Origin of the sequence: Parerythrobacter lacustris (assembly GCF_024626475.1) — a bacterium.
Classification (GTDB): Bacteria; Pseudomonadota; Alphaproteobacteria; order Sphingomonadales; family Sphingomonadaceae; genus Parerythrobacter_A; species Parerythrobacter_A lacustris.
The window spans coordinates 470,306-496,070 of record NZ_JANKHH010000001.1 but is presented as its reverse complement, the minus strand read 5'-3'; the positions used below and the strand labels follow the sequence as shown (position 1 = coordinate 496,070).

At 65.1% G+C, this 25,765-nt stretch carries 18 protein-coding genes and 1 riboswitch; of the genes, 8 read left to right on the top strand and 10 right to left on the bottom strand.

The window, feature by feature from the left end; translation table 11 throughout:
- Both gcvT and NSO95_RS02515 read right to left on the bottom strand, forming a co-directional pair.
- Entirely contained in the window at window positions 1-1,143 is a 1,143-nt protein-coding gene (gcvT, locus tag NSO95_RS02520; RefSeq protein ID WP_257594566.1) for a glycine cleavage system aminomethyltransferase GcvT, read from the bottom strand.
- Between the two features lie 144 nt (window positions 1,144-1,287).
- Window positions 1,288-1,379: riboswitch (glycine riboswitch) on the bottom strand.
- 86 nt (window positions 1,380-1,465) lie between these two features.
- Entirely contained in the window at window positions 1,466-2,473 is a 1,008-nt protein-coding gene (locus tag NSO95_RS02515; protein WP_257594565.1) for a phytanoyl-CoA dioxygenase family protein, read from the bottom strand.
- Window positions 2,474-2,620: 147 nt separating this feature from the next.
- On the opposite strand from NSO95_RS02515, the gene NSO95_RS02510 reads away from it, so the two are divergent.
- On the top strand, window positions 2,621-3,820 hold the full coding sequence (locus tag NSO95_RS02510) for a cation:proton antiporter (protein WP_257594564.1): 1,200 nt from the start codon (window positions 2,621-2,623) through the stop codon (window positions 3,818-3,820).
- A gap of 9 nt (window positions 3,821-3,829) precedes the next feature.
- Here the strand turns inward: NSO95_RS02510 and metH are convergent, their stop codons facing one another.
- The 4 genes from metH to NSO95_RS02490 all read right to left on the bottom strand — a co-directional run bounded on the left by metH (window position 3,830) and on the right by NSO95_RS02490 (window position 9,520).
- Window positions 3,830-6,460 carry a methionine synthase gene (metH, locus tag NSO95_RS02505; RefSeq protein ID WP_257594563.1) on the bottom strand — a complete coding sequence of 877 codons (2,631 nt, stop codon included), beginning with the start codon at window positions 6,458-6,460 and terminating at the stop codon, window positions 3,830-3,832.
- Between the two features lie 98 nt (window positions 6,461-6,558).
- On the bottom strand, window positions 6,559-7,605 hold the full coding sequence (locus NSO95_RS02500; RefSeq protein WP_257594562.1) for a homocysteine S-methyltransferase family protein: 1,047 nt from the start codon (window positions 7,603-7,605) through the stop codon (window positions 6,559-6,561).
- Window positions 7,602-8,525 carry a methylenetetrahydrofolate reductase [NAD(P)H] gene (gene metF / locus NSO95_RS02495; RefSeq protein WP_257594561.1) on the bottom strand — a complete coding sequence of 308 codons (924 nt, stop codon included), beginning with the start codon at window positions 8,523-8,525 and terminating at the stop codon, window positions 7,602-7,604. Before metF ends, NSO95_RS02500 begins: the two co-directional genes overlap by 4 nt.
- Window positions 8,522-9,520, bottom strand: coding sequence for an ArsR/SmtB family transcription factor (locus NSO95_RS02490; RefSeq protein WP_257594560.1), 999 nt, complete (start codon window positions 9,518-9,520; stop codon window positions 8,522-8,524). The genes metF and NSO95_RS02490 overlap by 4 nt, the downstream gene beginning before the upstream one ends.
- Before the next feature lie 102 nt (window positions 9,521-9,622).
- On the opposite strand from NSO95_RS02490, the gene NSO95_RS02485 reads away from it, so the two are divergent.
- On the top strand, window positions 9,623-10,642 hold the full coding sequence (locus NSO95_RS02485) for an aldo/keto reductase (RefSeq protein WP_257594559.1): 1,020 nt from the start codon (window positions 9,623-9,625) through the stop codon (window positions 10,640-10,642).
- Here NSO95_RS02485 and NSO95_RS02480 read toward each other — a convergent pair.
- Window positions 10,632-11,657 carry a LacI family DNA-binding transcriptional regulator gene (locus tag NSO95_RS02480; protein WP_257594558.1) on the bottom strand — a complete coding sequence of 342 codons (1,026 nt, stop codon included), beginning with the start codon at window positions 11,655-11,657 and terminating at the stop codon, window positions 10,632-10,634. The genes NSO95_RS02485 and NSO95_RS02480 overlap by 11 nt on opposite strands.
- Window positions 11,658-11,717: 60 nt before the next feature.
- On the bottom strand, window positions 11,718-13,226 hold the full coding sequence (locus NSO95_RS02475) for a tryptophan halogenase family protein (RefSeq protein ID WP_257594557.1): 1,509 nt from the start codon (window positions 13,224-13,226) through the stop codon (window positions 11,718-11,720).
- Window positions 13,227-13,427: 201 nt separating this feature from the next.
- Between NSO95_RS02475 and NSO95_RS02470 the strand changes: the two genes are divergently transcribed.
- From NSO95_RS02470 to NSO95_RS02445, 6 genes are all read left to right on the top strand, one after another.
- Window positions 13,428-16,700, top strand: a complete 3,273-nt coding sequence (locus tag NSO95_RS02470) for a TonB-dependent receptor (protein WP_257594556.1) — start codon at window positions 13,428-13,430, stop codon at window positions 16,698-16,700.
- A gap of 99 nt (window positions 16,701-16,799) precedes the next feature.
- On the top strand, window positions 16,800-17,822 hold the full coding sequence (locus NSO95_RS02465) for a glycoside hydrolase family 16 protein (protein WP_257594555.1): 1,023 nt from the start codon (window positions 16,800-16,802) through the stop codon (window positions 17,820-17,822).
- A gap of 2 nt (window positions 17,823-17,824) precedes the next feature.
- Window positions 17,825-18,889, top strand: a complete 1,065-nt coding sequence (locus tag NSO95_RS02460) for a LacI family DNA-binding transcriptional regulator (protein ID WP_257594554.1) — start codon at window positions 17,825-17,827, stop codon at window positions 18,887-18,889.
- On the top strand, window positions 18,882-20,069 hold the full coding sequence (locus NSO95_RS02455) for an MFS transporter (RefSeq protein ID WP_257594553.1): 1,188 nt from the start codon (window positions 18,882-18,884) through the stop codon (window positions 20,067-20,069). The genes NSO95_RS02460 and NSO95_RS02455 overlap by 8 nt, the downstream gene beginning before the upstream one ends.
- A 73-nt stretch (window positions 20,070-20,142) precedes the next feature.
- Complete coding sequence (locus tag NSO95_RS02450; RefSeq protein ID WP_257594552.1) at window positions 20,143-22,524, top strand: glycoside hydrolase family 3 protein; 2,382 nt, start codon at window positions 20,143-20,145, stop codon at window positions 22,522-22,524.
- A 115-nt stretch (window positions 22,525-22,639) separates the two neighbouring features.
- Complete coding sequence (locus tag NSO95_RS02445; RefSeq protein ID WP_257594551.1) at window positions 22,640-23,935, top strand: sugar MFS transporter; 1,296 nt, start codon at window positions 22,640-22,642, stop codon at window positions 23,933-23,935.
- A 10-nt stretch (window positions 23,936-23,945) separates the two neighbouring features.
- On the opposite strand, the gene NSO95_RS02440 is transcribed toward NSO95_RS02445, so the two are convergent.
- Both NSO95_RS02440 and fliD read right to left on the bottom strand, forming a co-directional pair.
- On the bottom strand, window positions 23,946-24,314 hold the full coding sequence (locus NSO95_RS02440) for a flagellar protein FliS (RefSeq protein ID WP_257594550.1): 369 nt from the start codon (window positions 24,312-24,314) through the stop codon (window positions 23,946-23,948).
- Window position 24,315: 1 nt separating this feature from the next.
- Window positions 24,316-25,755 (bottom strand): flagellar filament capping protein FliD, encoded by a 1,440-nt coding sequence (fliD, locus tag NSO95_RS02435; RefSeq protein WP_257594549.1) that lies wholly within the window; start codon window positions 25,753-25,755, stop codon window positions 24,316-24,318.
- Window positions 25,756-25,765: the final 10 nt, after the last annotated feature.

The following is a 25,765-nucleotide window of genomic DNA, read 5'->3' as shown; positions in this document are numbered from 1 at the left end:
CTACTTGCTCCCTCGGTAGTAGCGATGCGGTACGAAGGGCGCCTGTACCACCGTGGCGGCGAGACGCTTGTTCCTGACTTCGATTTCGAGCGCGGTGCCCGTTGCGGCGTGTTCGGCGGCGACATAGGCCATGGCGATGGGGTAGCCGAGCGAAGGCGAGAAGCCGCCGCTGGTCACAGTGCCGACCCTGGTGTCGCCCGCGAAAACCTCGGCACCTTCGCGCGCGGGCATCCGGCCTTCGAGCCTGAGACCGACCCACTTGCGCGCCGTGCCTTCGGCGATCTCGCGGTTGATCCGCTCGGCCCCCGGATAGCCGCCTTCCGTCCGGCGACGCTTGTTGATCCCGAACACCAGCCCCGCCTCGATCGGCGAGGTTTCGGGCGAGAGGTCGTGACCGTAAAGCGGCAAGCCCGCTTCGAGGCGGAGAGAATCCCGCGCACCGAGGCCGATGGGCTTCACCTCGGGCTCGCCGCACAGCAGCGTGGCGATTTCCTCTGCGGCATCCGCCGGCAGCGATATCTCGAACCCGTCCTCGCCGGTGTAGCCCGCGCGGGCGATGGTCACCTCATGTCCGGCAAGGGTGAAGCGGCCGAACTTCATGAAAGTGAGGTCGGACAGGGAATATTCCCCCGTCGCGTGCCGCGCCAGCGCATCCGCCGCCTTCGGCCCCTGCAGCGCGAGCAGCGCGCGGTCCTCGAGGTGGTTGAGGGTAATCTCGTCGGGCAGGTGCTCGCGCAAATGGCCGATATCATCCCATTTGGTCGCGCCATTGACCACCAGATAGAGATGCTCGGGCCAGCGCGAGACCATCAGATCGTCGAGCACGCCGCCTTCGTCATCGAGCAGCAGCGAATAGCGTTGCTGGCCGAGCTTGAGGGTCGAAAGATCGATCGGCAGCACCCCCTCGACCGCCGCGTCGAGATCGGGCCCGGACAGCAGCAGCTGCCCCATATGGCTGACATCGAACAGCCCTACGCTGGTGCGGGTCCATTCGTGCTCGGCAACGATCCCCTCGTACTGGATCGGCATGTGATAGCCGGCGAAAGGCACCATCCGCGCACCTTGAGCGCGGTGCCACGCATCGAGCGGCAACGTGCCCACCTCGATCACTTCATCGTCCGTACCGGTATCGATATCGCTCATCACAGTCCCCGACTCCGCCGGCTTCGGGTTGAAGCGCGGCACCGCCCCCTCTGTCGGGAAACCTGAGAGCTTCATGCAGCGGATGCGCCGCACTTCTTCCTTCGGTGGTCCCTGCGCGAAGCAGCGACGCTTTCCAGAGTGTCAGCCGGTCCAGCGGTCCTTTGGCCTGAGAGATTCCGGGGCGGTTGCTCCTTCGGCGCCCTGCCTTGCGGCAAGGTCTCTCCCGCTGGTCCGTCCGGCAGAATCGCTCCTGCCGGAAGACCGGACCGCCCTGCGCGATTCGCGTGCCGTGGTCAATCGGCGATGCGCGGTTTTGCCACCTTCAGCGCCAGCGGCTGCGGATCACCATGTCGGGCGAATAGAGGTTCACATATTGCGCCAGCCGCGGCTTGTCGGAACGGTTGGGGCTCGCCCCGTGCGGCAGCGCCTGGTGCCAGATCACCAGATCGCCCGCCCGCCCCTCGACGTAATGCTCCCGGTCGTGCAGATCGATCGCGCGCGGGTCTGCCGAACCGAGCCCGGCAACCCATGCGTCGATCGTGCGGTGAAACCCCGGGACGCAGCGGAACGCGCCCTGATCGGCCGAGGTATCGGACAGATAGAGCACGCCCTGCGTCGCAAACGGCACCGGGGCGGCAAGGCTGACGTCCCAGTGCAGGTCGGACCCGGCGAAGGGATGCCCCTCCCTCTCGGGCGGGTTGAAGCCGAGCTGGTCGATCGTCACGAACAAATTCGCAGTGCCCCACAGCTGTGCGAAAGCTTTGCGCACGCGGGGCGAACGCCGCGCCGCTTCGAGCGCGGGATGCTGATAGCAGGCGAGCATGATCCCGCCCTCGCGCTCACTGTACCAACTGTCCGGCTCATCTGGGCGACCGCCCGCCTGCTGCCACACCAGCTCGCACAACGCAGCCGCTTCCGGTCCGGTAATCGCATTGTGCAGGACGACGAAACCGTGTTCCTCCCAATGCGCGAGATCATCTTCGCTCAGCGCCGGAGGCATAGCATCGACCTCGGCCAGCTCCGCTTGCGCCTCGATGCTCGGCGGCAAATCGGTCAGCCAGCCGTGATAGCGCGAAAGGGTGTTGGAATCGGGCAGGCCGGCAGTTGCCACAATCCAGTCCTCGAACTCGGCAAAGGCGGGCTGTCCGGATCGGAGGAAGCGGTAAGTCTGCAGATTGCCCAAGCCCAGAGTGCTGAGCAGCAACCGCTCGATCATCTGCTGGACCGGCATCCCGCCTTGCACATGCGCGGCCCAGAATTCGTGCAGGCATGCGACTTCTGGCAGACGCCCGCCGGTTTCCACCGGATTTTCGTGAACTACCGCTGACATTGCGGCGGGATTAGCGCGGTCCATCGATCAAAGCACAACAAATCGTGACCTTGCATCGCAACAGGCCCAAGCTTGCTCGATCGTCCGAACAGTCCGGTTGCAATGCGTTCCTAATCGCCGCAGATGCTCTGGAACATTGGGGGCAGCATGACCATCAACGAATTTTACCTGATCGCGCTGCTGATCATCTTCGCGCTGCCGTGGCTGTTCTGGCGGCTGTTGAGGACCGAATACTTCGCCCCGCTGGTGGTGGTCCAGATCGTAGGCGGGATTTTGCTTGGCCCCGGAGTGCTGGGCGCCGCCATGCCCGAGTATTACGCCTTCGTGTTCCGCCCCGAGGTCATCGGCATGCTCAACGGCGTGGCGGTGTGGGCGGTGATGCTGTTCGTGTGGATCGCCGGGATCGAACTCGACCTGTCACAGGCATGGAAGCACCGGCGCGAAACCTCGATCACCGCCGGCCTCGCGCTGGGCATGCCGCTGCTGCTCGGCTCGCTGGCGGCGCTGCTGATCCTGCGCTGGCCCGGTTGGCAGGGGCCGGAAGGCGCGACCTGGCAGGTGATCGTCGGCCTCGGCATGGCCTGTGCCGTGACCGCCCTGCCGATCCTCGTGCTGTTTATGGAAAAGCTCGCCATCCTGCGCGAGCCGCTGGGCCAGCGTATACTGCGCTATGCCAGCCTCGACGATATCGCCATCTGGGGCGTGCTGGCGCTGATCCTGCTCGATTGGGAGCGGATCGGGCGGCAGCTGGTGTTCCTGGTCGGCTTTGCCATCGCCACCTGGCTGATCCGGCGGCTGATGGTGCGATTGTCGCAGCAGGACCGCTGGCCAGTCGGGCTGATCTGGCTTGCGCTGTGCGGCCTCGCCGGCGACTGGTCGGGCATGCATTTCATGGTCGGAGCGTTCCTCGCCGGGGTGGTGCTCGACGCCGACTGGTACGGCCACGAGGCGATGGACCGGTTCCGCAATGTCGTGCTGCTGACGATCATGCCGGTGTTCTTCCTCTCGACCGGTCTGCGGACGGAGTGGGACGTGGGCGGGACCGTGGTGTTCGCGGCCGCCGCAGCGCTGCTGCTTGCGGCGGTCGCCGGCAAGCTGATCGGGGTCGCTCTGGCCGGGCGCATCCTCGGCTGGGCCAAGGGTGAGGCCAGCCTGATCGGCTGGCTGCTCCAGACCAAGGCGCTGATCATGATCATCTTCGCCAACATCCTGCTCGACAAGCAGATCATCACCAACACCGCCTTCACCGCGCTGCTGCTGATGGCGGTGGCGAGCACGATGCTGACGATCCCGATGGTTACGCCCATGCTCAAGCGGCTGGACGCGCTGAAAGGACGCGACGCCTAGGAATCGGGCCTAGTCGAGATTGGGCCGCAGCCAGCGTTCGGCCTGCTCCAGACTGACTCCGCGCCGCTTGGCATAGTCTTCCAGCTGGTCGCGACCGATGCGGGCAACGCCGAAGTACGCAGCTTCCGGGTGGCCGAAATAGAAGCCGCTGACGGCAGCGGTCGGCCACATGGCGAAATTCTCAGTCAGGGTCAGCCCGGCATTTGTCGTCGCATTGAGCAGGTCAAACAGGATCGGCTTGAGGCTGTGGTCGGGGCAGGCGGGATAGCCTGGGGCGGGGCGGATGCCGCGATATTCTTCCTTGATCAGCGCCTCGTTGGTCAGCTGCTCGCCCGGCGCATAGCCCCACAGGTCGGTGCGGACATGCTGGTGCAGCCGCTCGGCAAAGGCCTCGGCGAAGCGGTCGGCCAGCGCCTTCAGGAGGATGTCCGAATAATCGTCCTTGTCGGCGAGGAACCGCGCCGAATGCGGCTCGATCCCGTGGATGCCGACCGCGAAACCGCCGATCCAGTCACCCGCCGGATCGATAAAATCGGCGAGGCACATGTTAGCGCGGTCGCGGCTCTTCTTGACCTGCTGGCGGAGGAACGGGAGGACCACATGGCGTTCCTCTTCCGCCAGATGCAGCGTTACGTCATCGCCGTCGCGCGCGCAGGGCCAGAAGCCGGCCACTCCCCTGGCGGTAAGCCATTTGCCGTCGATGATCCGGTCGAGCATCGCGTTGGCATCGGCGAACAGCTGGGTGGCGGTCTCGCCAACCACCTCGTCGGTCAGGATTGCCGGGTAGTTGCCGTGCAGTTCCCATGCGCGGAAGAACGGGGTCCAGTCGATACATTGGCGCAAATCCGCCAGATCCCAGTCGTCGAACACATGGAGGCCCGGCTGGAGCGGCGGTGCGGGCTTGTCGCTGAGGAAGGCGTCGTAGTAGTTCGCGCGCGCCTCTTCCAGGCTGAGGAGGACGCTCGGCGATTTCCCCGCGCGCGCTTCGCGGACCTTCTCATATTCACTGGCGGTCGTATCGACAAATTCGTCGCGCTGGGTGTCGGACAGCAGCCTGCTCGCGACCCCGACCGCGCGGCTTGCGTCGAGCACATGGATCACCGGGCCGTCATAGGCCGGGTCGATCCTCAGCGCGGTGTGGACCTTGCTGGTGGTCGCCCCGCCGATCAGCAGCGGCAGGGTAAATCCGCCGCCTTTCATTTCCTCCGCCACGGTAACCATCTCGTCGAGCGAGGGGGTGATCAGGCCCGACAGCCCGATGATGTCGGCCTTTTCCGCCTTGGCCACCTCGAGAATCTTCTGCCACGGCACCATCACGCCGAGGTCGACCACATCGTAGCCGTTGCACTGAAGCACGACGCCGACGATGTTCTTGCCGATATCGTGGACGTCGCCCTTGACCGTCGCCATGACGATCTTGCCCTTGGCCTTGCGCTCCTGCTCGGGCAGCAGATCCTTCTCCGCCTCGATGAACGGGATGAGGTGGGCGACCGCCTTTTTCATCACCCGGGCGCTCTTGACCACCTGCGGCAGGAACATCTTGCCGCTGCCGAACAGGTCGCCGACGACGTTCATGCCGTCCATCAGCGGCCCTTCGATCACTTCGATCGGGCGCCCGCCGGCTTCGGCCCTCGCCCGCCGCGCCTCTTCGGTATCCTCGACGACATGGGCATCGATGCCCTTGACCAGCGCGTGCTCAAGCCGCCGCTCGACCGGCCAGCCGCGCCATTCCTCGGCTTCCTTCTCCGCCTTGGCGTCGACACCCTTGTAGCTTTCGGCGAGGTCGATCAGCCGTTCGGTCGCGTCCGATCGGCGCATCAGGATCACGTCCTCGCACGCCTCGCGCAGCGCCGGATCGATCTGGTCGTAAACGTCGAGCTGGCCCGCGTTGACGATCGCCATGTCGAGCCCGGCGGGGATCGCGTGGTAGAGGAACACCGAATGCATAGCGCGGCGCACGGTCTCGTTGCCGCGGAAACTGAAGCTGAGGTTGGAGAGGCCGCCGCTGGTCTTGGCATGCGGGCATGATGCCTTGATCTCCGCCACCGCCTCGATGAAGTCGAGCCCGTATCGGTCATGCTCCTCGATCCCCGTCGCCACAGCGAAGATATTGGGGTCGAAAATGATGTCTTCGGCCGGGAAGCCGATGCCGGTCAGAAGCGCGTAGGCGCGGCGGCAGATCTCGACCTTGCGCTCTTTCGTGTCCGCCTGCCCGGTTTCGTCGAACGCCATGACGACCACCGCTGCGCCGTAATTCATGCAGATGCGCGCGTGTTCGAGGAAGGCCGCCTCGCCTTCCTTCATCGAAATCGAGTTCACGATCGGCTTGCCCGAAACGCACTTCAGCCCCGCCTCGATCACCTCGAATTTCGAGCTGTCGACCATCACCGGCACGCTGGCGATGTCCGGTTCGGCCGCGATCAGCTTGAGGAAGGTCGTCATGGCATGAACCGCGTCGAGCAGCCCTTCGTCCATATTGACGTCGATCACCTGTGCGCCGTTCTCGACCTGCTCGCGCGCGACCTCGACGGCGGTGGCATAATCGCCCGCCATGACCAGCTTCTTGAACCGGGCCGAGCCGGTGACGTTGGTGCGCTCGCCGATATTGACGAATCGGGCGGTGGAGGCGGTGTCGTTCATTCTGTCTTTCCGTCATCCCAGCGAAAGCTGGGATCTGTTTCGGCTTGCTCGGCGTCTGCGGATGCCGATCCCAGCTTTCGCTGGGATGACGCGTATTGTCATGCTGCCATCGTGAACGGCTCCAACCCGGCAAGGCGCATCTTGGGTTCGAGCGAGGGGACCGCACGCGGCTCCAGCCCCTCCACCGCCTTCGCGATGGCGGCGATATGCGCCGGGGTCGAACCGCAGCATCCGCCGAGGATGTTTGCCCGCCCGCCTTCGGCCCACTGGCGAACCAGCGCGGCGGTGGTTTCGGGCAGCTCGTCGTACTCGCCTAGTTCGTTGGGCAGACCAGCGTTGGGGTAGACCATAAGCAGCGTATCCGCGATGCCCGATAGCAGCTGGACATGCGGGCGCAATTGCTCCGCGCCGAAGCTGCAGTTGAGCCCGATGGTCACCGGTTTCGCATGGCGTACGGTGTACCAGAACGCCTCGACCGTGTGGCCCGACAGGTTGCGGCCCGACAGGTCGGTCAGCGTGAGCGAGATCATCAGCGGGATATCGCGGCCGAGTTCCGCCTCGAGCTGCTTGACTGCCATGATCGCGGCCTTGCAGTTGAGCGTGTCGAACACCGTCTCGATCAAGACGAAATCGACCCCGCCTTCGATCAGCGCGGCGGCCTGTTCGCGGTAGACATCGACGATCTCGTCGAACGTCACTTCGCGATAGCCTGGGTCCTCGACATTGGGCGAGAGGGAGAGCGTCTTGTTGGTCGGCCCCATCGCGCCGCAGACGAAGCGCTTGCGCCCGTCGCTTGCGGTCGCATCGGCGCAGGCATCGCGGATCACCTTGGCGGCGGCGATGTTGATCTCCCGCACCAGATGCTCGGCGCCATAATCGGCCTGGCTGATACGGTTGGCGTTGAAGGTGTTGGTCGCGAGCACGGTCGCGCCCGCAGCGAGATATTCGTCGCAGATCGCGCGGATCACCAGCGGCTTGGTCAGGTTGACGAGATCGTTGTTGCCCTTCTGGTCATGGCTCAGCCCGGTCTCGCCCGCGTAATCTGCCTCGGACAGCTTCGCGTTCTGGATCGCAGTGCCGTAGGGCCCATCCTTGATCAGGATGCGCTGCGCCGCCTCGGCCAGCAGTTCGTCGCGCGCGTTCATGCCGCATTCTCCTTCGGGCGCATGCCCAGCATGTGGCAGATCGCGTAGCTCAGCTCCGCGCGGTTGAGGGTGTAGAAGTGGAACTGCCGCACCCCGCCTGCATAGAGCCGGCGGCACAGTTCGGCGGCGATGGTGGCGCTGACCAGCTGGCGCGCTTCGGGGCGCTCGTCGAGCCCGTCGAACAGCCCTTCCATCCATGCCGGGATTGCGGTGCCGCACAGCCCGCTCATCCGCTGGACAGCGGCGAAGCTGAGCACCGGCATCACGCCGGGCACGATCTCCCCGCCGATCCCGGCCGCCGCCGCGCGGTCGCGGAATTCGAAGAAGCATTTGGTGTTGAAGAAAAACTGGGTGATCGCACGCGTCGCCCCGGCATCGAACTTGGCTTTCAGATTGTCGATATCCGACTGGGCATCGGGGCTGTCGGGATGGACCTCGGGATAGGCGGCGACCGAAATCTCGAAATCGGCGACCTCTTTCAGGCCCGCGATCAGCTCGACCGCATTGGCATAGCCGCCGGGATGCGGAGTGTAGCGGCCTTCCGGCGAGTCGCCGCGCAAGGCGACGATATGGCGGATGCCCTCGTCCCAGTAATGTCGCGCGACCGCGTTCACTTCCTCTCTGGTCGCCCCGACGCAGGTGAGATGCGCGGCGGCGGGGATGCCTGCCTCCTGCTGGATGCGCACGACCTGTTCGTGGGTGCGCTCCCGGGTCGAGCCTCCGGCACCGTAAGTGACCGAGGCGAAACGCGGGCCGAGCGGCTTCAGCGTCTCGACGCTCTGCCACAGCGTCTCGCCCATCTTGTCGGTCTTGGGCGGGAAGAATTCGAACGACACATCGATATCGCCCGGCAGCCCCTTGAACAACGGGCTGTCGAGCGCCGTGCGCGCTTCGTGCATCTGGTCGAGCGTGGGGGTCACGGTGCGACTTTCCTGTTGGTTGAATTGTGCCTTGCGCTCACCGGCGCGCCTTGGCGGGTGCCGAGCCAGATCTTCACCACCAGCTCGCCCTCTTCGAGCGCGATGGGCTCGTCCGGCTCGTAGCCCGCTTCGGACAGCAAGGTACGGACCGCGCCGTCGGTGAAGCCGAGCCGGGCATGGGCATAGCGTTCGCGCAAATCTTCCCGTTCGTGCGCGGCGAAATCGACGATGGCGATCCGCCCGCCGGGCCGGGTGACCCGCGCCGCTTCGGTCAGTGCGACCGACGGATCCTGCGCGAAATGGAGCACCTGGTGCAGCAGCACCGTGTCGAAGCTTTGCGCGGCAAAGGGCAGCGCGGCGAAGTCCCCCTGCACCAATTCGACCCCGTCGGCGGGCAGGTTCTGCAGCTTGGCACGCGCGATCCGCAGCATATCGAGGCTCTTGTCGAGCGCGACGATCCGCTCGGCGCGGTCGGCAAACAGCTCGGCCATCCGCCCAGTCCCGGTACCGACATCGAGCAACTGGCCGAGCGGCATATCGCCCAACGCGAAAGCCAGTCGCGCTTCGACCAAGCCATCCGGACTGTGCAGGCTGCGCAGCTCGTCCCAGTCTTCCGCATGGCGCGCGAAATAGGCCTCGGCGCTCTTTTCCCTCGCAGCGCGAATAGTCGCGAGATGGCGCCGGTCGTCCTCGCAGGCGACCGCAAACTCGGGGTCTTCGCGTTCCGCCGTGGCCAGCAACCGCGCGACCGCCTCGCCCACCACATTGCCGCGTTCCGGCCCGATAGCGGCGCGCAGGAACACCCAGCTGCCTTCACGGTGACGCTCGGCAAGGCCCGCATCGCACAGGATGCCGACATGACGCGAGACGCGCGGCTGGCTTTGCCCGAGCACCTGCGCCAGCTCACCCACCGCCAACTCCATGGCGGACAGCAGCCGCATGATCCGCAGCCGCGTAGGGTCGGCAAGCGCCCGCATGATCGCTTCGATACGCATCGAGAGCGACATATAAAGGTTTCTTTATATCTGCAAGCGGGTTCGCCTATTGCCCGCCATAGCCAGACTGCTAGCCTGCCACCGGAGCAGAGGAACCCGCGCATGAAATACGTCCAGTTCGGCAACACCGGCCTCACCGTCTCCAAGCTGTGCCTCGGGTGCATGAGCTTTGGCGATGCGGCGGCGCAGGGGCACGACTGGACCATGGGCGAAGACGACGCGCGCCCGTTCTTCCGTCAGGCGCTCGAGGCGGGGATCAATTTCTTCGACACCGCCAACATGTATTCGGGCGGCACCAGCGAAGAGATCACCGGCAAGCTGCTCAAGGAGATGGCCCACCGCGACGAGATCGTGATCGCGACCAAGGCGTTTTTTCGCTGGCGCGACGCACCCAACACCGGCGGACTGTCGGCGAAGGCGCTGATGCATGCGGTCGACGACAGCCTGCGGCGGCTCGGCACCGATTACATCGATCTCTACCAGATCCACCGGCTCGATCCGAATACCCCGATGGAAGAGATCGTCGAAACCCTGGATGCAATCGTGCGCAGCGGCAAGGTGCGCTATGTCGGCGCTTCGAGCATGTTCGCCTGGCAGTTCCAGAAAATGCTCCACCTGGCCGAAAGCGCCGGATTGAAGCAATTCGTTTCGATGCAGAACTACGTCAACCTGCTCTACCGCGAGGAAGAGCGCGAGATGCTACCGCTATGCGCCGACAGGAATATCGCGGTCATGCCGTGGAGCCCGCTGGCGCGCGGCAAACTCACCCGTCCGTGGGATAGCCAGACCGACCGGTCCGAGAGTGATCTGGTGGGCAAGGCGCTCTATTCGCGGACGCAGGAAAACGACCGGCAGATCGTCGAGGCGGTGGAAGCGCTGGCGAAGGAGCGCGGGCTACCGATGGCGCAGATCGCGCTGGCCTGGGTGCTGCACAAGCCCGAAGTCACCAGCCCGATTATCGGCGCGACCAAGGCGCATCATATCGACGATGCCGTTGCAGCGCTCGATGTCGCGCTCAGCCCAGAAGAGATCCGCCGGCTCGAAAAGCCCTACCAGCCGCACCCGGTGCTGGGCATCTTCGGCATGCCGCAGGGCGAGATCAAGCTGAGCGTCAGGCCCTGACGCTGCCGCGCCGCAGCAGGTGCACCGGCACCCGGCGCTCGCTCGCCTCGCGCTGTTCGCCCAGCACCGTGCGGACCAGTTGCGCGCCGGCAGTTTCGAAATCGGGCTCGATGCTGGTCAGCGGCGGGTTGCTGTAGGTTCCCGCACGGATTCCGTCGAAGCCGATCACGCCGCAGTCGCCTGGCACCGAAATCCCGCGCCGACCGAGTTCGTCGAGCGCGCCCAGCGCAATGGCGTCGCAGGCGATGAACAGGGCATCGTAAGCGGTGCCCTTCTCGACCAGCGCGGCAACCGCCTTGCGCCCCTGCGATTCGCGGTCGGCGGTCTCGTCGATGACTTCGATCTGCGGCGCGAGCCCGGCCTTTGCCATCGCGGCGGCATAGCCGTCATACCGTTCCTCGAACTGGCGCTGGGTGGAAACCCGCGTCCCGATATGGACGATCTGGCGATACCCGGCCTCGATCAACGTGTGTGTCGCGATCTGCCCGCCCTCGAAATTGTCCGACCGCACCCACTCGAGGTCGTCGAACGGCGAGCCCCAGAAGGCGAGGTTCGCTCCCTTGTCGTCGAGACCGCGAAAATATTCCCACGCGGCATCGTTGGTGGTGGTGCCGATCACGATCACCCCGTCGGCCTGCCCGCGTTCCTCGTAACGGCCGAACAGCGATTCCCGCGCCGACTGGAACGAGACCAGCGTCTCGTAGCCCTGTTCGGCCGCCGCGGCGCTGACCGAACCGAGCAGCGAAAAATAGAACGGGTTGATGTCGGACGCGGCCTCGCCCGTGCGGCAGATCACCACCACCGCTATCGTTCCGGTCCGGCCACGGCGGAGCATGGCAGCACGGGCGTCGACGACATATCCCAGCTGTTCGGCAGCGGCGACAACCCGGGCGCGAGTTTCCTCGGTAATCGCGCTCGATCCGGCGAGCGCGCGCGAAACGGTCGACTGGCTGACCCCCGCTGCGGCAGCAACGTCGAATGATGTAACGCGGTAGCGCGGCGCGTTGCGTGTCATGACCCTCTCCGAACCCGACCCGTCAATCACCCGCGTCCCGGCGGATTGCAAGCCTTTCGACTATATCCGCGTGGGGCAATACTTCGCCAGGTATTCGCCATGCAGCGGCATGTTCTCGACCAGGAAACGGATCGATTTCTCCATTTCATCGAGCTCGCCCTTGATCGTTGCCGGGGTCATCGAATCCGCCACCGGGTTGTGCCCGGCCATCTGGATGCCCTGCCCCATCATCACCGCCGCCCAGCTGGTTTCGGTGAACAGCTCGTCTTCCTCGCGGAAGATCTGCCCGTTGGCCCTGAACAGTTCGATCTTCTCGGTCAGCGTTTCGGGTACCGGCATCGTCCGGACGTAGTTCCAGAACTCGGAATCGTCGCGCGCGGTGGCGTTGTAATGCAGGATCAGGAAGTCGCGGATGCGGTTGTATTCCTTGGCCGTCAGCCGGTTGAAGCTATCCTCCTGCGTCTGCGTGATCCCGTCGAGCGAGAGCACCGCGATCAGCTTGTTGATGCCGGTGTGGATCAGGTGGATCGAAGTCGATTCGAGCGGCTCCATGAACCCCGCCGCGAGGCCGATCGCGACGACGTTCTTGTTCCAGAACTTCTTGCGCCGCCCGGTCACGAAGCGGAGGAAGTTGGGTTCCGCTGCGGGTTTGCCCGCCATGTTCTTGACCAGGATATCGAGCGCCTCGTCGTCGGACATGTGCTCGCTGCAATAGACATGGCCGTTGCCGTTGCGGGTCTGCAGCGGGACCTGCCACTGCCAGCCCGCGCGATGCGCGGTCGCGCGGGTGTAGGGCGGGGGACCGCTGCCGTCCTCTCGCTCGCACGGAAGCGCGACGGCCCGGTCGCAGGGCAGCAGGTGCCGCCAGTCCTCGTAGCCGGTATGGAGCGCCTGCTCGATAAGCAGCCCACGAAAACCCGAGCAATCGACGAACAGATCGCCCGGAATTACCTCGCCATCCTCCATCGTCACCGACGCCACGAAGCCGCTCTCGCCGTCGATAGTCGCATCGGTCACCCGCCCTTCGCGCCTGATGACCCCGCGCTTTTCGGCGTAGCCGCGCAGGAACTTCGCATAGCGCGTCGCGTCGATGTGATAGGCGTAGTTGATCGGCGGCAGGTCGTCGCGCTTGTTGTAGTCCTCCGTCCGCAGGAACTTGCCGAAATAGGCGGCCATGGTCTCCAGATTGTAGACCTGGATCGGCCGCTTGTCCCCAGCCTGCCGGAAACGGTGCCACACCTGGTGGAAGGCGATGCCCCCCATCTGGTAGCCATAGGCGCCGAACGGGTGGATGTAGCTGTCGCCGATCTTGCCCCAGTTGACGAACTGGATGCCCAGCTTGAAGCTCGCCTGCGCCTCGGCCATCAGTTCGCGCTCGTCGATCCCGAGCAGCTGGTTGAATTCGACGAAGGGCGGGATGGTGGCCTCGCCCACCCCGACGGTGCCGATCATCTCGGACTCGATCAGGGTGATCGTGACATCGTTGCCTTGCGCCACGCGCGACAGGGCGGCGGCGGTCATCCAGCCGGCAGTACCGCCCCCAACGATCACGATCCTCTCGATAGCCATGCCTTGTCCGATCCTTCCCGCAGGGGCACCAGTCTACCCCCAGATTCCCTGCCCGCAAGCGATACGGGCAAGACGGGAGTGTTGCAGCTTTCTAACAGTCAACGGGCAAATTGTGAACGTTCATTTTCGCGCTTGTGAACGCTCCCAATCGGGCGTAGGTGGGTCAATGTAGGAAAGCAAATTTCTGCGATGGAGGGGTATGTGTCTCGCGATTTCCGCAATTTAGATTCCGAATCGGACCGGCGCCGGTGGGCTCTCGGTACAGCGTCGAGCCTGGCGATCTGCCTCGCGCTCGCCACCCCGGCTGCCGCGCAGGACGCACCTGACGGCGAAGAAGCGGCCGAAGAGGCGGCGGCAGACGATGGCGATGTGATCATCGTCAGCGGCTATCGCGCCTCGCTCCAAAGCGCGCAGAACATCAAGCGCGATGCCGACACCTTTGTCGACGCGGTAACTGCCGAGGATATCGGTGCCTTGCCCGACCGCTCGGTCGCCGAAACGCTCCAGCGTATTCCGGGCGTCAATATCGGCCGGTTCGAGAAGACCAGCGACCCCGACCGCTTCTCGGTCGAAGGGACCGGCGTGATCGTCCGCGGCCTGCCGTTCGTGCGCTCGGAGCTCAACGGTCGCGATATCTTCTCCGCCAATGGCGGCACGGTGCTGAGCTTCAACGACGTTTCGCCGGAACTGCTCGGCCGGGTCGAAGTGTTCAAGAACGTCACCCCAGACATGATCGAGGGCAGCATTGCGGGCACGGTGAACCTCGTCACCCGCAAGCCACTCGACAGCCGCGGAACGCGCCTGTCCGGCTCGATCGAAGCGACCATGGGCGACCTTGCCGAGGAATGGTCGGGCGGTTTCTCGCTTCTCGGATCGACGACCTTCGAAGGCGACGCGGGCTCGATCGGCATCCAGCTTGGCTATACCAAGTCGGAACTGATCAGCCGGACCGACGCATCGCAGCTGACCGATCCTTGCTACCGCGCCGACACGCTCACCGGCCCGTGCATTCGCACGACCGGCGTCAACTCGGGCGGTGTCGGCAATCCGACCGGGTTCGATCCGTCGAATTTCCCGCCTCCGAACACGGTGATCGTGCCCAAGGGCGCCGGCGTGCGCACCACCACACTCGATCGTGACCGCGAAGCGTGGTCGGCGGTGCTCCAGTACGAGAGCCCCGGCCGCGAATTCCTCGTCACGTTCGAATGGCTGCGGGCCGATACCCAGTTCTTCACCGACGAATACGCGATCCTCGCGCAGGTCAACGACGATGCCTTGTTCCCGGTCCCGGCTGCGGGCAGCACGTGGGAATTCGACGCGAACGGCGTGTTCCAGCGCGGTGTCCTCTCGCAGCGGATCGGCGACGCTTACGCCAATCCGTTCGGGCGCGGCGGCATCCCGCTCGAAACCCTGCGCTTCCAGCGAGATACCGATGCAACCACCGAGGATTTCTCGATCGACATCGATTGGGAGGCCTCCGATCGGCTGCGGTTCAATTTCGAGGCGCAGCAGATCAATTCCGAACTGAGCCGCGATTCGGTCATCGGTGCGATGAACAGCTGGGCCAATATCGCGATCGACGCCACCGGATCGACGCCGCAGATCGAGTTCCTTGCCCCTCCGGGTGCGCCGTCCGACTATTTTACCAGCGGGGACAGCACCTATTACTGGTTCCTGCTCGACAGCATCGAGCGCAACGAAGGCGAACTGAAGAGCGTGAAGGCCGACGTCGAATACGACATCAGCGACACCGGCTTCTTCAAGAGCGCCCGCTTCGGCGCGCGCTGGGCCGAGCGCGAGCGGATCAACCGCGACACCAATTTCAGCACCTGGGGCAACCTCTCGGCGCCCTGGGCCGGCCGTGCGGGCTGCGCCCCGTGGAATGCGGGTCCGGGCTGCGCTGCCACAGGCGGTTTCCAGCCGGGCCGGTTCTTCACCGGACTGCCCGGACAGGAATTCGCCATCGCGGGCGGTGCCTATGTCGATGATTTTCCGACTTATTCTAACTTCCGTTCGCCGTTCGCCGACGGCTTCCAGCGCGGCAACGCGCCGATCCCGCTCGGCGGCGCGTTCTTCTTCGGGGGTGACGATTTCCTCGGCGAATATCTCGCGGGAACCTCGGCTGCCCAAGCGCGCGAGATCAACGTCTTCTCGCAGACTCCCAACCCGTTCTTCGGGGTCCGGGGACGCGCCGGATGCGACCCCTTCTGCGCGAATGAAATCAACGTGCAGGTGGAAGACACCAAGGCGGCCTACGGCCGCATCGACTACGGTCTGGACTTCGACAATGGCTGGGTGCTCGAAGGCAATTTCGGTCTGCGCTATGTCGAAACGACTTACGAGACCGAAGGCGTGGTCGGATTCCCGCGGGTCGATGGCATCGACAACGGCCCCGCCGGCAATCGCGACGGCGTACTGACGCTGGCCGAACTGCAGGCCTCTTGCGGCTTCGTGCCGCAGGGGCAACCCACGCCGGGCTATTGCAACGCCGCTTTCCCGGCTTCGCGCCTGCCCGAGTTCCTGGCGGCCTTCACCAATGATGTAATCGACGTCAGCGATGATGTGGTGTTCGAAAGCTGGCTGCCGAGCTTCAATGCGAAGCTGGACGTCGGCGGCGGGCTGCTGTTCCGGTTTGCCGCATCGAAGGGCATCTCACGCCCCGACCCGAGCCTCTACCGGTCGGGCGGTGGCATCACCGACAATACCGCCAACCTGATCAATGGGGGGACGCAGGCCACCGGACCGCTGTTCACCCTCAACACCGGCAACCGCGGGCTGCGGCCGATCGAATCGTGGAGCTACGACCTGTCGGCGGAATGGTATTTCGACGACGTCGGCTCGCTGACCCTGTCGGCCTTTTTGAAGGATATCGAAGGGATCGTGACCACCGGGTTGCCGATCGTAACCTTCACCGCACCCGACGGAGCCACGGCGGAAGTCGAAGTGCGGCGGCCCGAGAATGCGCTGGGCGGCACGCTCAAGGGTTTCGAGCTGGGTTATCAGCAGACCTACGATTTCCTGCCCGGCCTGCTGTCCGGCCTCGGGTTTTCCGGTACCTATACCTATGTCGACGGCGGGGATTTCTCCAACGCCGATCTGGTGCAGAACCGCAGCCTGTTCGCCTCCTCGCAGCCGCTACAGGGTGTTTCCAAACACACCGTCAACGCGACCCTGTTCTACGAGAAGGGCCCGCTGTCGGCACGCGCCGCCTACAACTGGCGCGACGAATTCCTGATCACCCCGCGCGACGACATTTTCCCGTTCTCGCCGATCTATCAGGAAGCGACCGGCCAGCTCGACGCATCGATCTTCTATTCGGTCACCGACTTCCTCAAACTCGGCGTGCAGGGCGTCAACCTGCTCGACGACGTGACCGAAACCTCGCAGGTGGTCGACTTCGACGGGACGCGGATCACCCGCTCGGCCTTCCGCAACGATCGCCGCTTCACTTTCCTGGCGCGTTTCGACTTCTAAGGGCGAACCGCAAGGCTAGGTACGAAGGCGGGCCCCTGTTTCGCGACAGGGGCCCGCTTTTCTTTGCCGCTGGCGGCGGTATGCAGCACCCACGAGGAGATGTCCGTGAACCCATACCGCTTCCTTTCGCTCGCGTTCGCGGTGGTCCCGCTAACGGCCTGCACCGCGACCGACGGGAGGCAGACCAAGGTCATCGAGCAGGTCAGCCTGCCAGTACCTGGCGAAGCCCGCGCGCCGGCGAACGAGGCCGGCTGGGAGCTCACATGGTCGGACGAATTCGACGCCCCGCAGATCGATCGCACAAAATGGGGCTTCGCGGTCGATTGCTGGGGCGGCGGCAATAACGAGCGCCAGTGCTATGTCGACGATCCCTCCAACGCCGGAATCGAAAACGGCGCGCTGGTCATAACCGCGCGCAAGCAGACTCACACTGGCCCTGCCTTTCCGCCGCATATGCGCGCCAGCCAGCCGGACGGCGAAGGTCGGGCGACTAAGCCTTTCACCTCGGCCAAACTGCTGACGCAGGGCAAGGCGGCGTGGCGCTACGGCCGGATCGAGATTTCCGCGAAGCTGCCGCAGGGGCAGGGCACCTGGCCCGCCATCTGGATGCTGCCGGAAGACAATACCTACGGCACTTGGGCGGCTTCGGGGGAGATCGACATTCTCGAGGCCGTCAACCTGGGCGTGCCTTGCGCCGAATGCCCGGGCGGCAGGGAGAACACGATCCTCGGCACGCTGCATTTCGGCGGGCTCTGGCCGGGCAACGCGCTCAACAGCAGCGAAATGCATGCCCCGGCGGTGCTCGACGAACAGTTCCATACCTACGGCATCATCTGGTCGCCGGGGGTGATCGAGTGGACTTTCGACGGCAATGTCTTTGCCCGCAAGGAAGCCGATGCCTGGTGGAGCGACAATGCGGACCACGCCAATGCCCCGTTCGACCAGCGTTTCCACCTCATCCTGAACCTTGCGATCGGCGGCGGTCTGCCCGAAGAAAGGGGTCTTGGAGGCGTGGCCGAAACAGGGTACCCCAAGCGGATGGAAGTCGATTGGGTGCGGATCTGGCAATGCAATCCCGCTCCCTCGTCGGGGCAGACCTGTGCGTCTGGAAGTGGGGACTAGGCATGGCCCGGCGCAAGCAGGCCGTAACCATCAAGCATGTTGCCGCCGACGCGGGCGTTTCGCTGCAAACCGTCAGCCGCGTAATCAACGACGGCCCGAACGTGCGGCCGGCCATGCGCGACCGGGTGCAGGCCTCGATCGAGCGGCTCGGCTATGTTCCCTCGATCGCGGCGCAGCGGATGAGCGGGGCCAAGTCCTATCTCATCCTCGCGCTCAACGACCGCGAGCGCACCATCGCCGACTGGCAGAAGCGCGAAGGCGGTGACTGGGTCGACCAGATGCTGCTCGGCGGGATGCTCAAATGCGCTGAGTATGGCTATCGCATGATCATCGAACTGGTCGACACGCATAACGACCATGTCGAGCGCGAGCTGGGCGCAGCGATTGCGGCATTGCAGCCCGATGGCGTGATCCTGACCCCGCCGCACTCGGAAAACCCGCTGATCACCGGCCTGCTGGCGGAGCAGCAGATCCCCTTCGCCCGCATCGGCACCCGGGCTGAAGGGCCGGGTTTCGCGCTCACCATGAGCGACGAAAGTTCCGCCCGCAAAGCGACCCGGCACCTGCTCGAACTGGGTCACAGGCGGATCGGTTTCATTGCCGGGCCGGCGGAATATTCGCTCAGCGCCCGGCGCGAGGAAGGTTGGCGGGCAGAAATGGCCGGGGCGGGACTCGATGTCGAAGACCTCTACACCGTGGGCGATTTCAGCTTCGATTCGGGCGTGCGGGCGGCGGGCAAGCTGCTGCGGCAAGCGAGCCGGCCGACGGCGATCCTCGCCAGCAACGACCAGATGAGCCTCGGCACGATGGAGGTTGCGCGCGACATGGGTCTGGCGATCCCGCACAACCTCTCGCTGGTCAGCTTCGACAACACCCCGGTGGTGCGCTTCACCCGTCCGCCGCTGACGGCGATCGACCAGCCGATCGCCGAGACGGTTTCGAAGGCGGTCGAGCTGCTGATCGACGGGGCAGACGATCCCGCCTCCGCCGGCGAGGCGATGGCGGTCGAGGGCTCGCTGATCGTGCGCGAATCGACCGCGCCGCCCGCCCGCCCTGCCGATGGATGATCCCGGGCCGCGGCAAAGCCTGCGCTTCCTGCTGCTCTATGGCCTTGCCGCCGCCGGCGGGGCGGTCGCCTATGTCCCCTTCCTAACCATCCTGCTGCCCCTGCGGGTCAACGCACTTTCGGGCAACGACAATGTCGAATGGCTTGCCATGGTGACCTTCGGCGGGGCGATTGCTGCCAGCGCGACCAACATCGCCTTCGGCTGGCTGAGCGACCTGACCCGGCGGCGACGGAGCTGGATCGCGCTGGGCCTGTGCGGGTCATCGCTGCTGCTTGTCGCGATGGCGCAGGCGACCAGTCTTACCGGACTGATCGCGCTGGTGTTCTGCTGGCAGGTCACGCTCAACATGATGCTCGCCCCGCTTGCGGCCTGGGCCGGGGATTGCGTACCCGACCGGCAGAAGGGATTGCTTGGCGGATTGCTCGCCTTTGCCCCGGCGCTGGGTGCTTCGTGCAGTGCGCTGGTGACCTACCCCGGTCTTGCCGGCCCCGACGCGCGACTGGTCCTAGTTGCCGCACTGGTCGTGGCAATGGTGCTCCCCGCGCTGCTGTTCGGCAAGCCGCACCCCATGCCGCATCTGATGGACGACGCACCCGAGAAAGACTTGCCGCGCGTTATCTCCTCACCATCGACCGTGGCAAAGATGTGGGCGGCGCGGCTGCTGGTCCAGATCGCCGAGGCGGCCTTGTTCGCCTATCTGTTCTTCTGGTTGCGGAGCTTCATACCCGATTTCACCGACAGCGACACTGCGCGCCTGTTCGGCTTGGTGCTGCTGACCGCCATCCCGCTCTCCTTCGCGGCGGGCAGATGGGCCGACCGGACGGGGAGGCCGATCGCGCCGCTGGCGGTCGCAGCCGGATTCTCGGCCATTGGCCTTGTGGTCATGGCGCTGGCCCATGGGGTCGTTCCGGCAATCGTTGGCTATTTCATCTTCAGCCTTGCTGCGAGCGTGTTCCTCGCCCAACATTCGAGCCAGGTGCTCCAGGTCTTGCCAGCCCCGAAAAGGCGGGGCCGGGACCTCGGCATTTTCAACCTCACCAATACGATACCCTCGCTGATCATGCCGGTCATGACGATCGCCCTGGTGCCCCGGTTCGGCTTTTCGGGCATGTTCGCGCTGATGGCGGTGCTGGCCGCAGTCGCCTGCGCCATGCTCGCGACCATGGCGCGAGCGCGATAGCCGCTTGATTTAGCCAGCAGTCCATGCCAATCACCTTTGAGAACGTTCCCAAATTGTCATCGGAGGGGTTGGGATGTATCGCGGTTCCGCAGCGCTGGCGGCCTGTCTCGCACTGGCAGCATGTGCAACGCCATCGGTCGATGCGCCGGCGAGTGTTTCACCGGTTGCGGATGCCGCGCCGCTCCCGGAAGACGATCGCGTCGCCGACCTGCTGCGGCGGATGTCGCTGGAGCGCAAGGTCGCCCAGCTGATCCAGCCGCAGATCAATTCCTTCACTGCCGAGGACATGGAGCGCTACCGCTTCGGCAGCTATCTCAACGGCGGCAATGGCGGCCCTTATGGCGATGAATTCGCACCTGCAGCGGAATGGCTCAGGCTGGCCGACGAAATGTATGACGCATCGGTCAAGCCGCTCCCCGGTGGCGAGCCTGTGATCCCCACCATGTGGGGCACCGATGCGGTGCACGGCCACACCAATGTGATCGGCGCGACGATCTTCCCGCACAACATCGGGCTGGGCGCAACCGGTGACGCCGAACTGGTCCGCCGCATCGGCGAGGCAACCGCTGCGGAGATCGAAGCGACCGGCATCGACTGGAATTTCTCGCCCACCGTGGCGGTAGCGCAGGACGACCGCTGGGGCCGGAGCTACGAGAGCTATTCCGAAGATCCGCAGCTCGTCGCGAAGCTAGGCGAGGCTCTCGTCGAAGGCCTGCAAGGCAGGAAAGGCGAGGCGGACTTCCTCGGCAAGGGCCGGGTCATCGCCACCGCCAAGCACTTCTTCGGCGACGGCGGAACCACCCAGGGGATCGATACCGGCGACGTCAACGGCGACATCGCGCAGCTCAAGACGATCCACGCCGTGCCCTACCCGCCCGCGATCGAAGCCGGGGTGCAGGTCGTGATGGCCAGCTTCAATTCGATCAACGGCGAGAAGATGCACGGCAACGAAGCCTTGCTGACCGGCGTCTTGCGCGACGAAATGGGTTTCGACGGGCTGGTGGTCGGCGACTGGAACGGGCACGGCCAGGTCAAGGGCTGCACGGTCAGCGATTGCGCGCAGTCGCTCAAGGCCGGGCTCGACATCTACATGGTGCCCGACGACTGGAAGGCGCTGCACGCAAACCTCGTCGCGCAGGTCGAAGATGGCACGATCCCTATGGCGACGCTCGACCGCGCGGTGAGCCGGATATTGCGGGTCAAGCTGCGCGCGGGTCTGCTCGATGCCGATGCTGCAAGACCGTCGGAGCGCGGGCTCGGCGGTGATCTTTCGGTGATCGGCTCACCCGCCCACCGCGCGATCGCGCGCGAAGCGGTGGCGAAGTCGCAGGTCGTTCTCAAGAACACCGGCGTGCTGCCGCTGAAGCCGGGCGCGAAGATCCTCGTCACCGGCGAAGGCGCCGACGCGATCTGGCAGGCGGCGGGCGGCTGGACGCTGACCTGGCAGGGCGGTCCGGAACTCACCAACGACTATTTCCCCGGCGCGACCTCGATCTGGGCCGGGATCGCAGCCGAGGCGAAGGCGCAGGGCAGCACCACAACGCTTTCGCCGGACGGAAGCTTCGCCGCCAAACCAGATGTGGCAATCGTGGTGTTCGGCGAGGATTCCTATGCGGAATTCTACGGCGACCAGAAGACGATGGTGTTCCGCAAGGAAGCCGGCCTCGAGCAACTGCGGAAGTTCACGGCGGCTGGCATCCCGACCGTCGCGGTGTTCCTCTCCGGCCGGCCGCTGTGGGTGAACCGCGAGATCAACGCCTCGGACGCTTTCGTCGCCAGCTGGCTGCCGGGCAGCGAGGGCGCGGGCGTGGCGGACATTCTGTTCGGCAAGAGGGAAGCGTCCGGGCGGCTGTCGTTCAGCTGGCCTGCGGCGTGCAACGGCAACCCGGTCAACGGGCCGGATGGCGCGCTGTTCGCGCGCGGCTATGGCCTGTCGCTCGACCGGCCGGGTGGCCTAGGCACGCTCGACGAGACCTGCGGCTTCCTCAACGAAGGACCCTCGAACGCCTGGTTCGAGACGGGTCGTCTCGCGGCCAATATCACCGCCAGCGCGGGCGGTACCAACCTGCCCGGCCTGCGCGGCGAGGCTAACGGGATCATGGCGCGCGGCATCGACCGCACCCGGCAGGAAGACGCGCGCGAGATCACCTTCGCGCCCGGATCGGCGCTGGTTATCGGCCAAAGCGGGCAAGGAAGCGGAGACTACCGGATCGCTTATTCGGTGCCGAACAACCCCACCGGTTCGGTCACAGTGACCGTCGGCGGGTCGACGATAGATATCACTTCGGACCTGCTGGTCGGGGCGGGCAAGGGCTGGCGCGAGATGATCCTGACCGGCCAATGCGCCCCGGGTTTGGGGGACAGCATCGAAATCCGCTCGACCGGCGAACTCAAGTTGCAGATCGCCTCGATCGCGCGGCAGGAATTGCCCGAGGGGACGGCGTGCTCGTTCTGAAACCGGGGATTGCATAGGTATACATTTGGACAGGCCGCCACTGCGGCCGCATTGAGCAACCAAACCACGGCAACGCCACGCACCAAGGGGCGGCCGACACGCGAGGGGATTAGAGATGGCAATGGCACCGGGTGTTTCGTCGAGCACGGATCCCAATCCCTTGGAAGACCACGGCACCCAGATCGATGCGCCGGGGCTGAATTACTTCGTGTTCGGACTGTTCTTCATCTTCGGTGGCATCACCTCGCTCAACGATGTCATCATCCCGAAGCTCAAGGAGCTGTTTACGCTGAACTGGACCGAAGCGATGCTGGTGCAGTTCTGTTTCTTCGCCGCTTACGCGATCATCGGTATTCCGGGTGCGAAGCTGGTCAAGAAACTCGGCTATATGCGCGGCGCGGTGGCGGGGTTGCTGACCATGATCGCCGGCTGCTTGCTGTTCATTCCGGCGAGCCAGTATGTGACCTACCCGCTGTTCCTCGCCGCGTTTTTCATCCTCGCCAGCGGCGTGGTGATCGTGCAGGTGGTGGCGAACCCGCTGATCAGCCTCCTCGGACCACCCGCCACGACCCATAGCCGGTTGACGTTCGCGCAGGCGTTCAACTCGCTCGGCACGACGGTCTTTCCGATTGTCGGCGCGGCGGTGATCCTCGGCAGCCTCGCCGATGTTACCGCTGACCAGCTTTCCGGTGCGGCGCTCGAGGCCTATCGGCAGGCCGAAAGCGAAGCCATCTGGCAGGGCTATCTCGGTGTTGCCGCCTTGATCGCGCTGGTGGCGGCGGCAGTATGGATGTTCCGCAATCGCTTGAAGGGCGAGAAGCATGAGGCCTCAGAAGGATTGGCCGGCCTTGATCTCTTGAAACGCTCCCGGTTCGGGCTCGGTGCGCTGTGCATCTTTCTCTACGTCGGCGGCGAAGTCGCCATCGGATCGGTCATCATCAATTACCTCTCACAAGACTGGGTTCTCGGGCAGCCTGAAAGCGTTATCGGCTGGATGATCGGTCTTTATTGGGGTGGTGCAATGGTCGGTCGCTTCATCGGATCGTATTTTCTCCGCATATTCAGCCCCGGCAAGATCCTTGCCTTCAACGCGGTCGGCGCGATCCTGTTGATCCTGATTTCGACGAATACAAACGGCGAATTGTCGGCCTATTCGCTGCTCGCAGTGGGCCTGATGAACTCGATCATGTTCCCTACGATCTTCTCGCTTGCCTGCGAAAAGCTCGGTCCGCGCGCGGCGGACGGCTCCGGCATCATCAACGTTGCTATCTGCGGGGGCGCCGTCGTGCCCTTGCTTTACGGGATCGTGGCTGATGCAAACGGAGGCAACCTTGCGCTGGCGATGATTATTCCGATCATCTGCTACGCGATCATCGCCGGGTTCGGCATCTTCGCGCGCAGGCCCGCCTGACGACCGCGCGCTAGCCGAAGAAGGATTGACGGACGTCCGCCATGTCGCGGCGCACTTCGGCCACGTCCGCCGGGTCGAAGGCGCGGCGCGAGGCCATCAGCCGGGTGACCAACGAGCGGTAGAAGGTATCGAGCGATGCTGCCGCCGGATGGCTCCGGTCGAGGCCGAGCAGCAGGGCGGACACGCCCAGCTGCGCTCGCTCGAGCGACTTGTATCGCAGTTCCGTCCTTTGCCGGTCATGCGCCCATAGCGCGCGGTCGAGCGCCGCATCTATCTCTTCGAAGCACAGCCGGACGAGGTCGGGCCCTGCCAGCCCGCCAACGCGGGCGTCGAAATCGACCATGCGATAGGCTTTTGCGGGATCGAGGGTCTGCAGCATGTCAGCCCCGCGGCGCGGTCCAGATCGCGATCTGCGCCTGGATGAAGGACAGGGTCGACTGCGAAGCCGACACCCGCCGGTCGGCGGCGGCGAAGTCCTTCACCAGTCGCGCCCGGAGGATTTCCTGCTGCTCGGCGAATTTCGCCCGCCGGTCGTCCAGCCGGGCAAGCTGGTCGGTGTAGCGCGCGATCGAGCCGCCCAGCGCACCGGGGTCGGTGCGGCTGCCGGCCGCGCGGGACAGATTGTCGAGGCTGGCATAAACCCCGTGGAGGCCGGTGGTGAACATCGCGCCCGCCGCCGCCGGATTGTCCGCCAGCGTCTTGTTCAGGCGCTCGCCGTCGAGGCGGAACTTGCCCTCGCGTGTGCGCACCACGCCCAGATCGGCGAGGGTCGAGGGCTCGCCCGGGGCGGCACCGGGCATCACCACCTGCGTGGTCAGGCTGGCGAGTGCGCGCTTCAGGGCGCGCGCGCCGGGATCGTTGCCGAGTTCGCCCCCTTGCGGTGCGGCAAGCTCTTCGAGCGCATTGGCGATCTCGTTCAGCGCGGCGACGAAATCGCCCATTGCCGAGGCGATCCGGGTGCTGCGGTCGGCAAAGGCGATCTGCGCCGGTGCCCCCGCATTGGTGCCGGTCAGCGTGAGCACGAGCCCGCCGGGCAGGCCGGTCACCTTGTTTCCTGCGCTCGTCATCGCCACGCCATCGAACAGGAATGCGGCGTCTGCAGCCGATGCCCTGAGCTGTCCGGTATCGGTGAGCGGGGTCCAAGCAAGGAAATCGATATTCCCGGCGGCGGGCGTCCCTCCGCTGGCGCTGGCGCCTGCAGCCTCGACCACGAAGGCCTTTGCCGCACCCTCTTCGCCCTTGATCACGAGCTTTGCCCCGCTGCCGGTGTTGGCGACATAGGCGTTAAGCCCGCTGCCCGAGGTACGGATCCGGTCCGCGACATCGGCCAGCGTATCGGTGGCGGATACATCGATCACAAGCGGGGCGGCAACGCCGTCGGCAGTAAAGCCGCCGCCGTCGATGGTGCCGAAGCGCAGCGTCAACTGCCCTTCGCCGACCAGATCGGTGGCGGCGGAATAGCTGTTGCCGGCAAGGATCTGGGCGCTCGCAAGCGTAGTGACTTCGAGCGAGAAGCTGCCCCGCCCGCTGCTGCCCGCCAGCACCGATGCCTGCGCGACAGTGGGGTTGGTCAGGCTTGCGGCGGGCGCAAGATCGCCGGTGCGGATGCGGTCGCCGAGCGCACTGGCAAGCTGCCCAAGCAGATTGCGCAGGGTCGAGGCCCCGGAAATGCGCGCTTCGAGCTGTTCGCTCCGATCTTCGAGCTGGGCAAGCGGCGAGAGGAACCGCGCCTTGGCAAGGTCCTCGGCAAGCTTGACCATGTCGACACCGCTGCCGCCGCCCAGTGCGCCAACGATCGAAGAGGTGGTTGTGGTTTCCATGCCCGGAAGG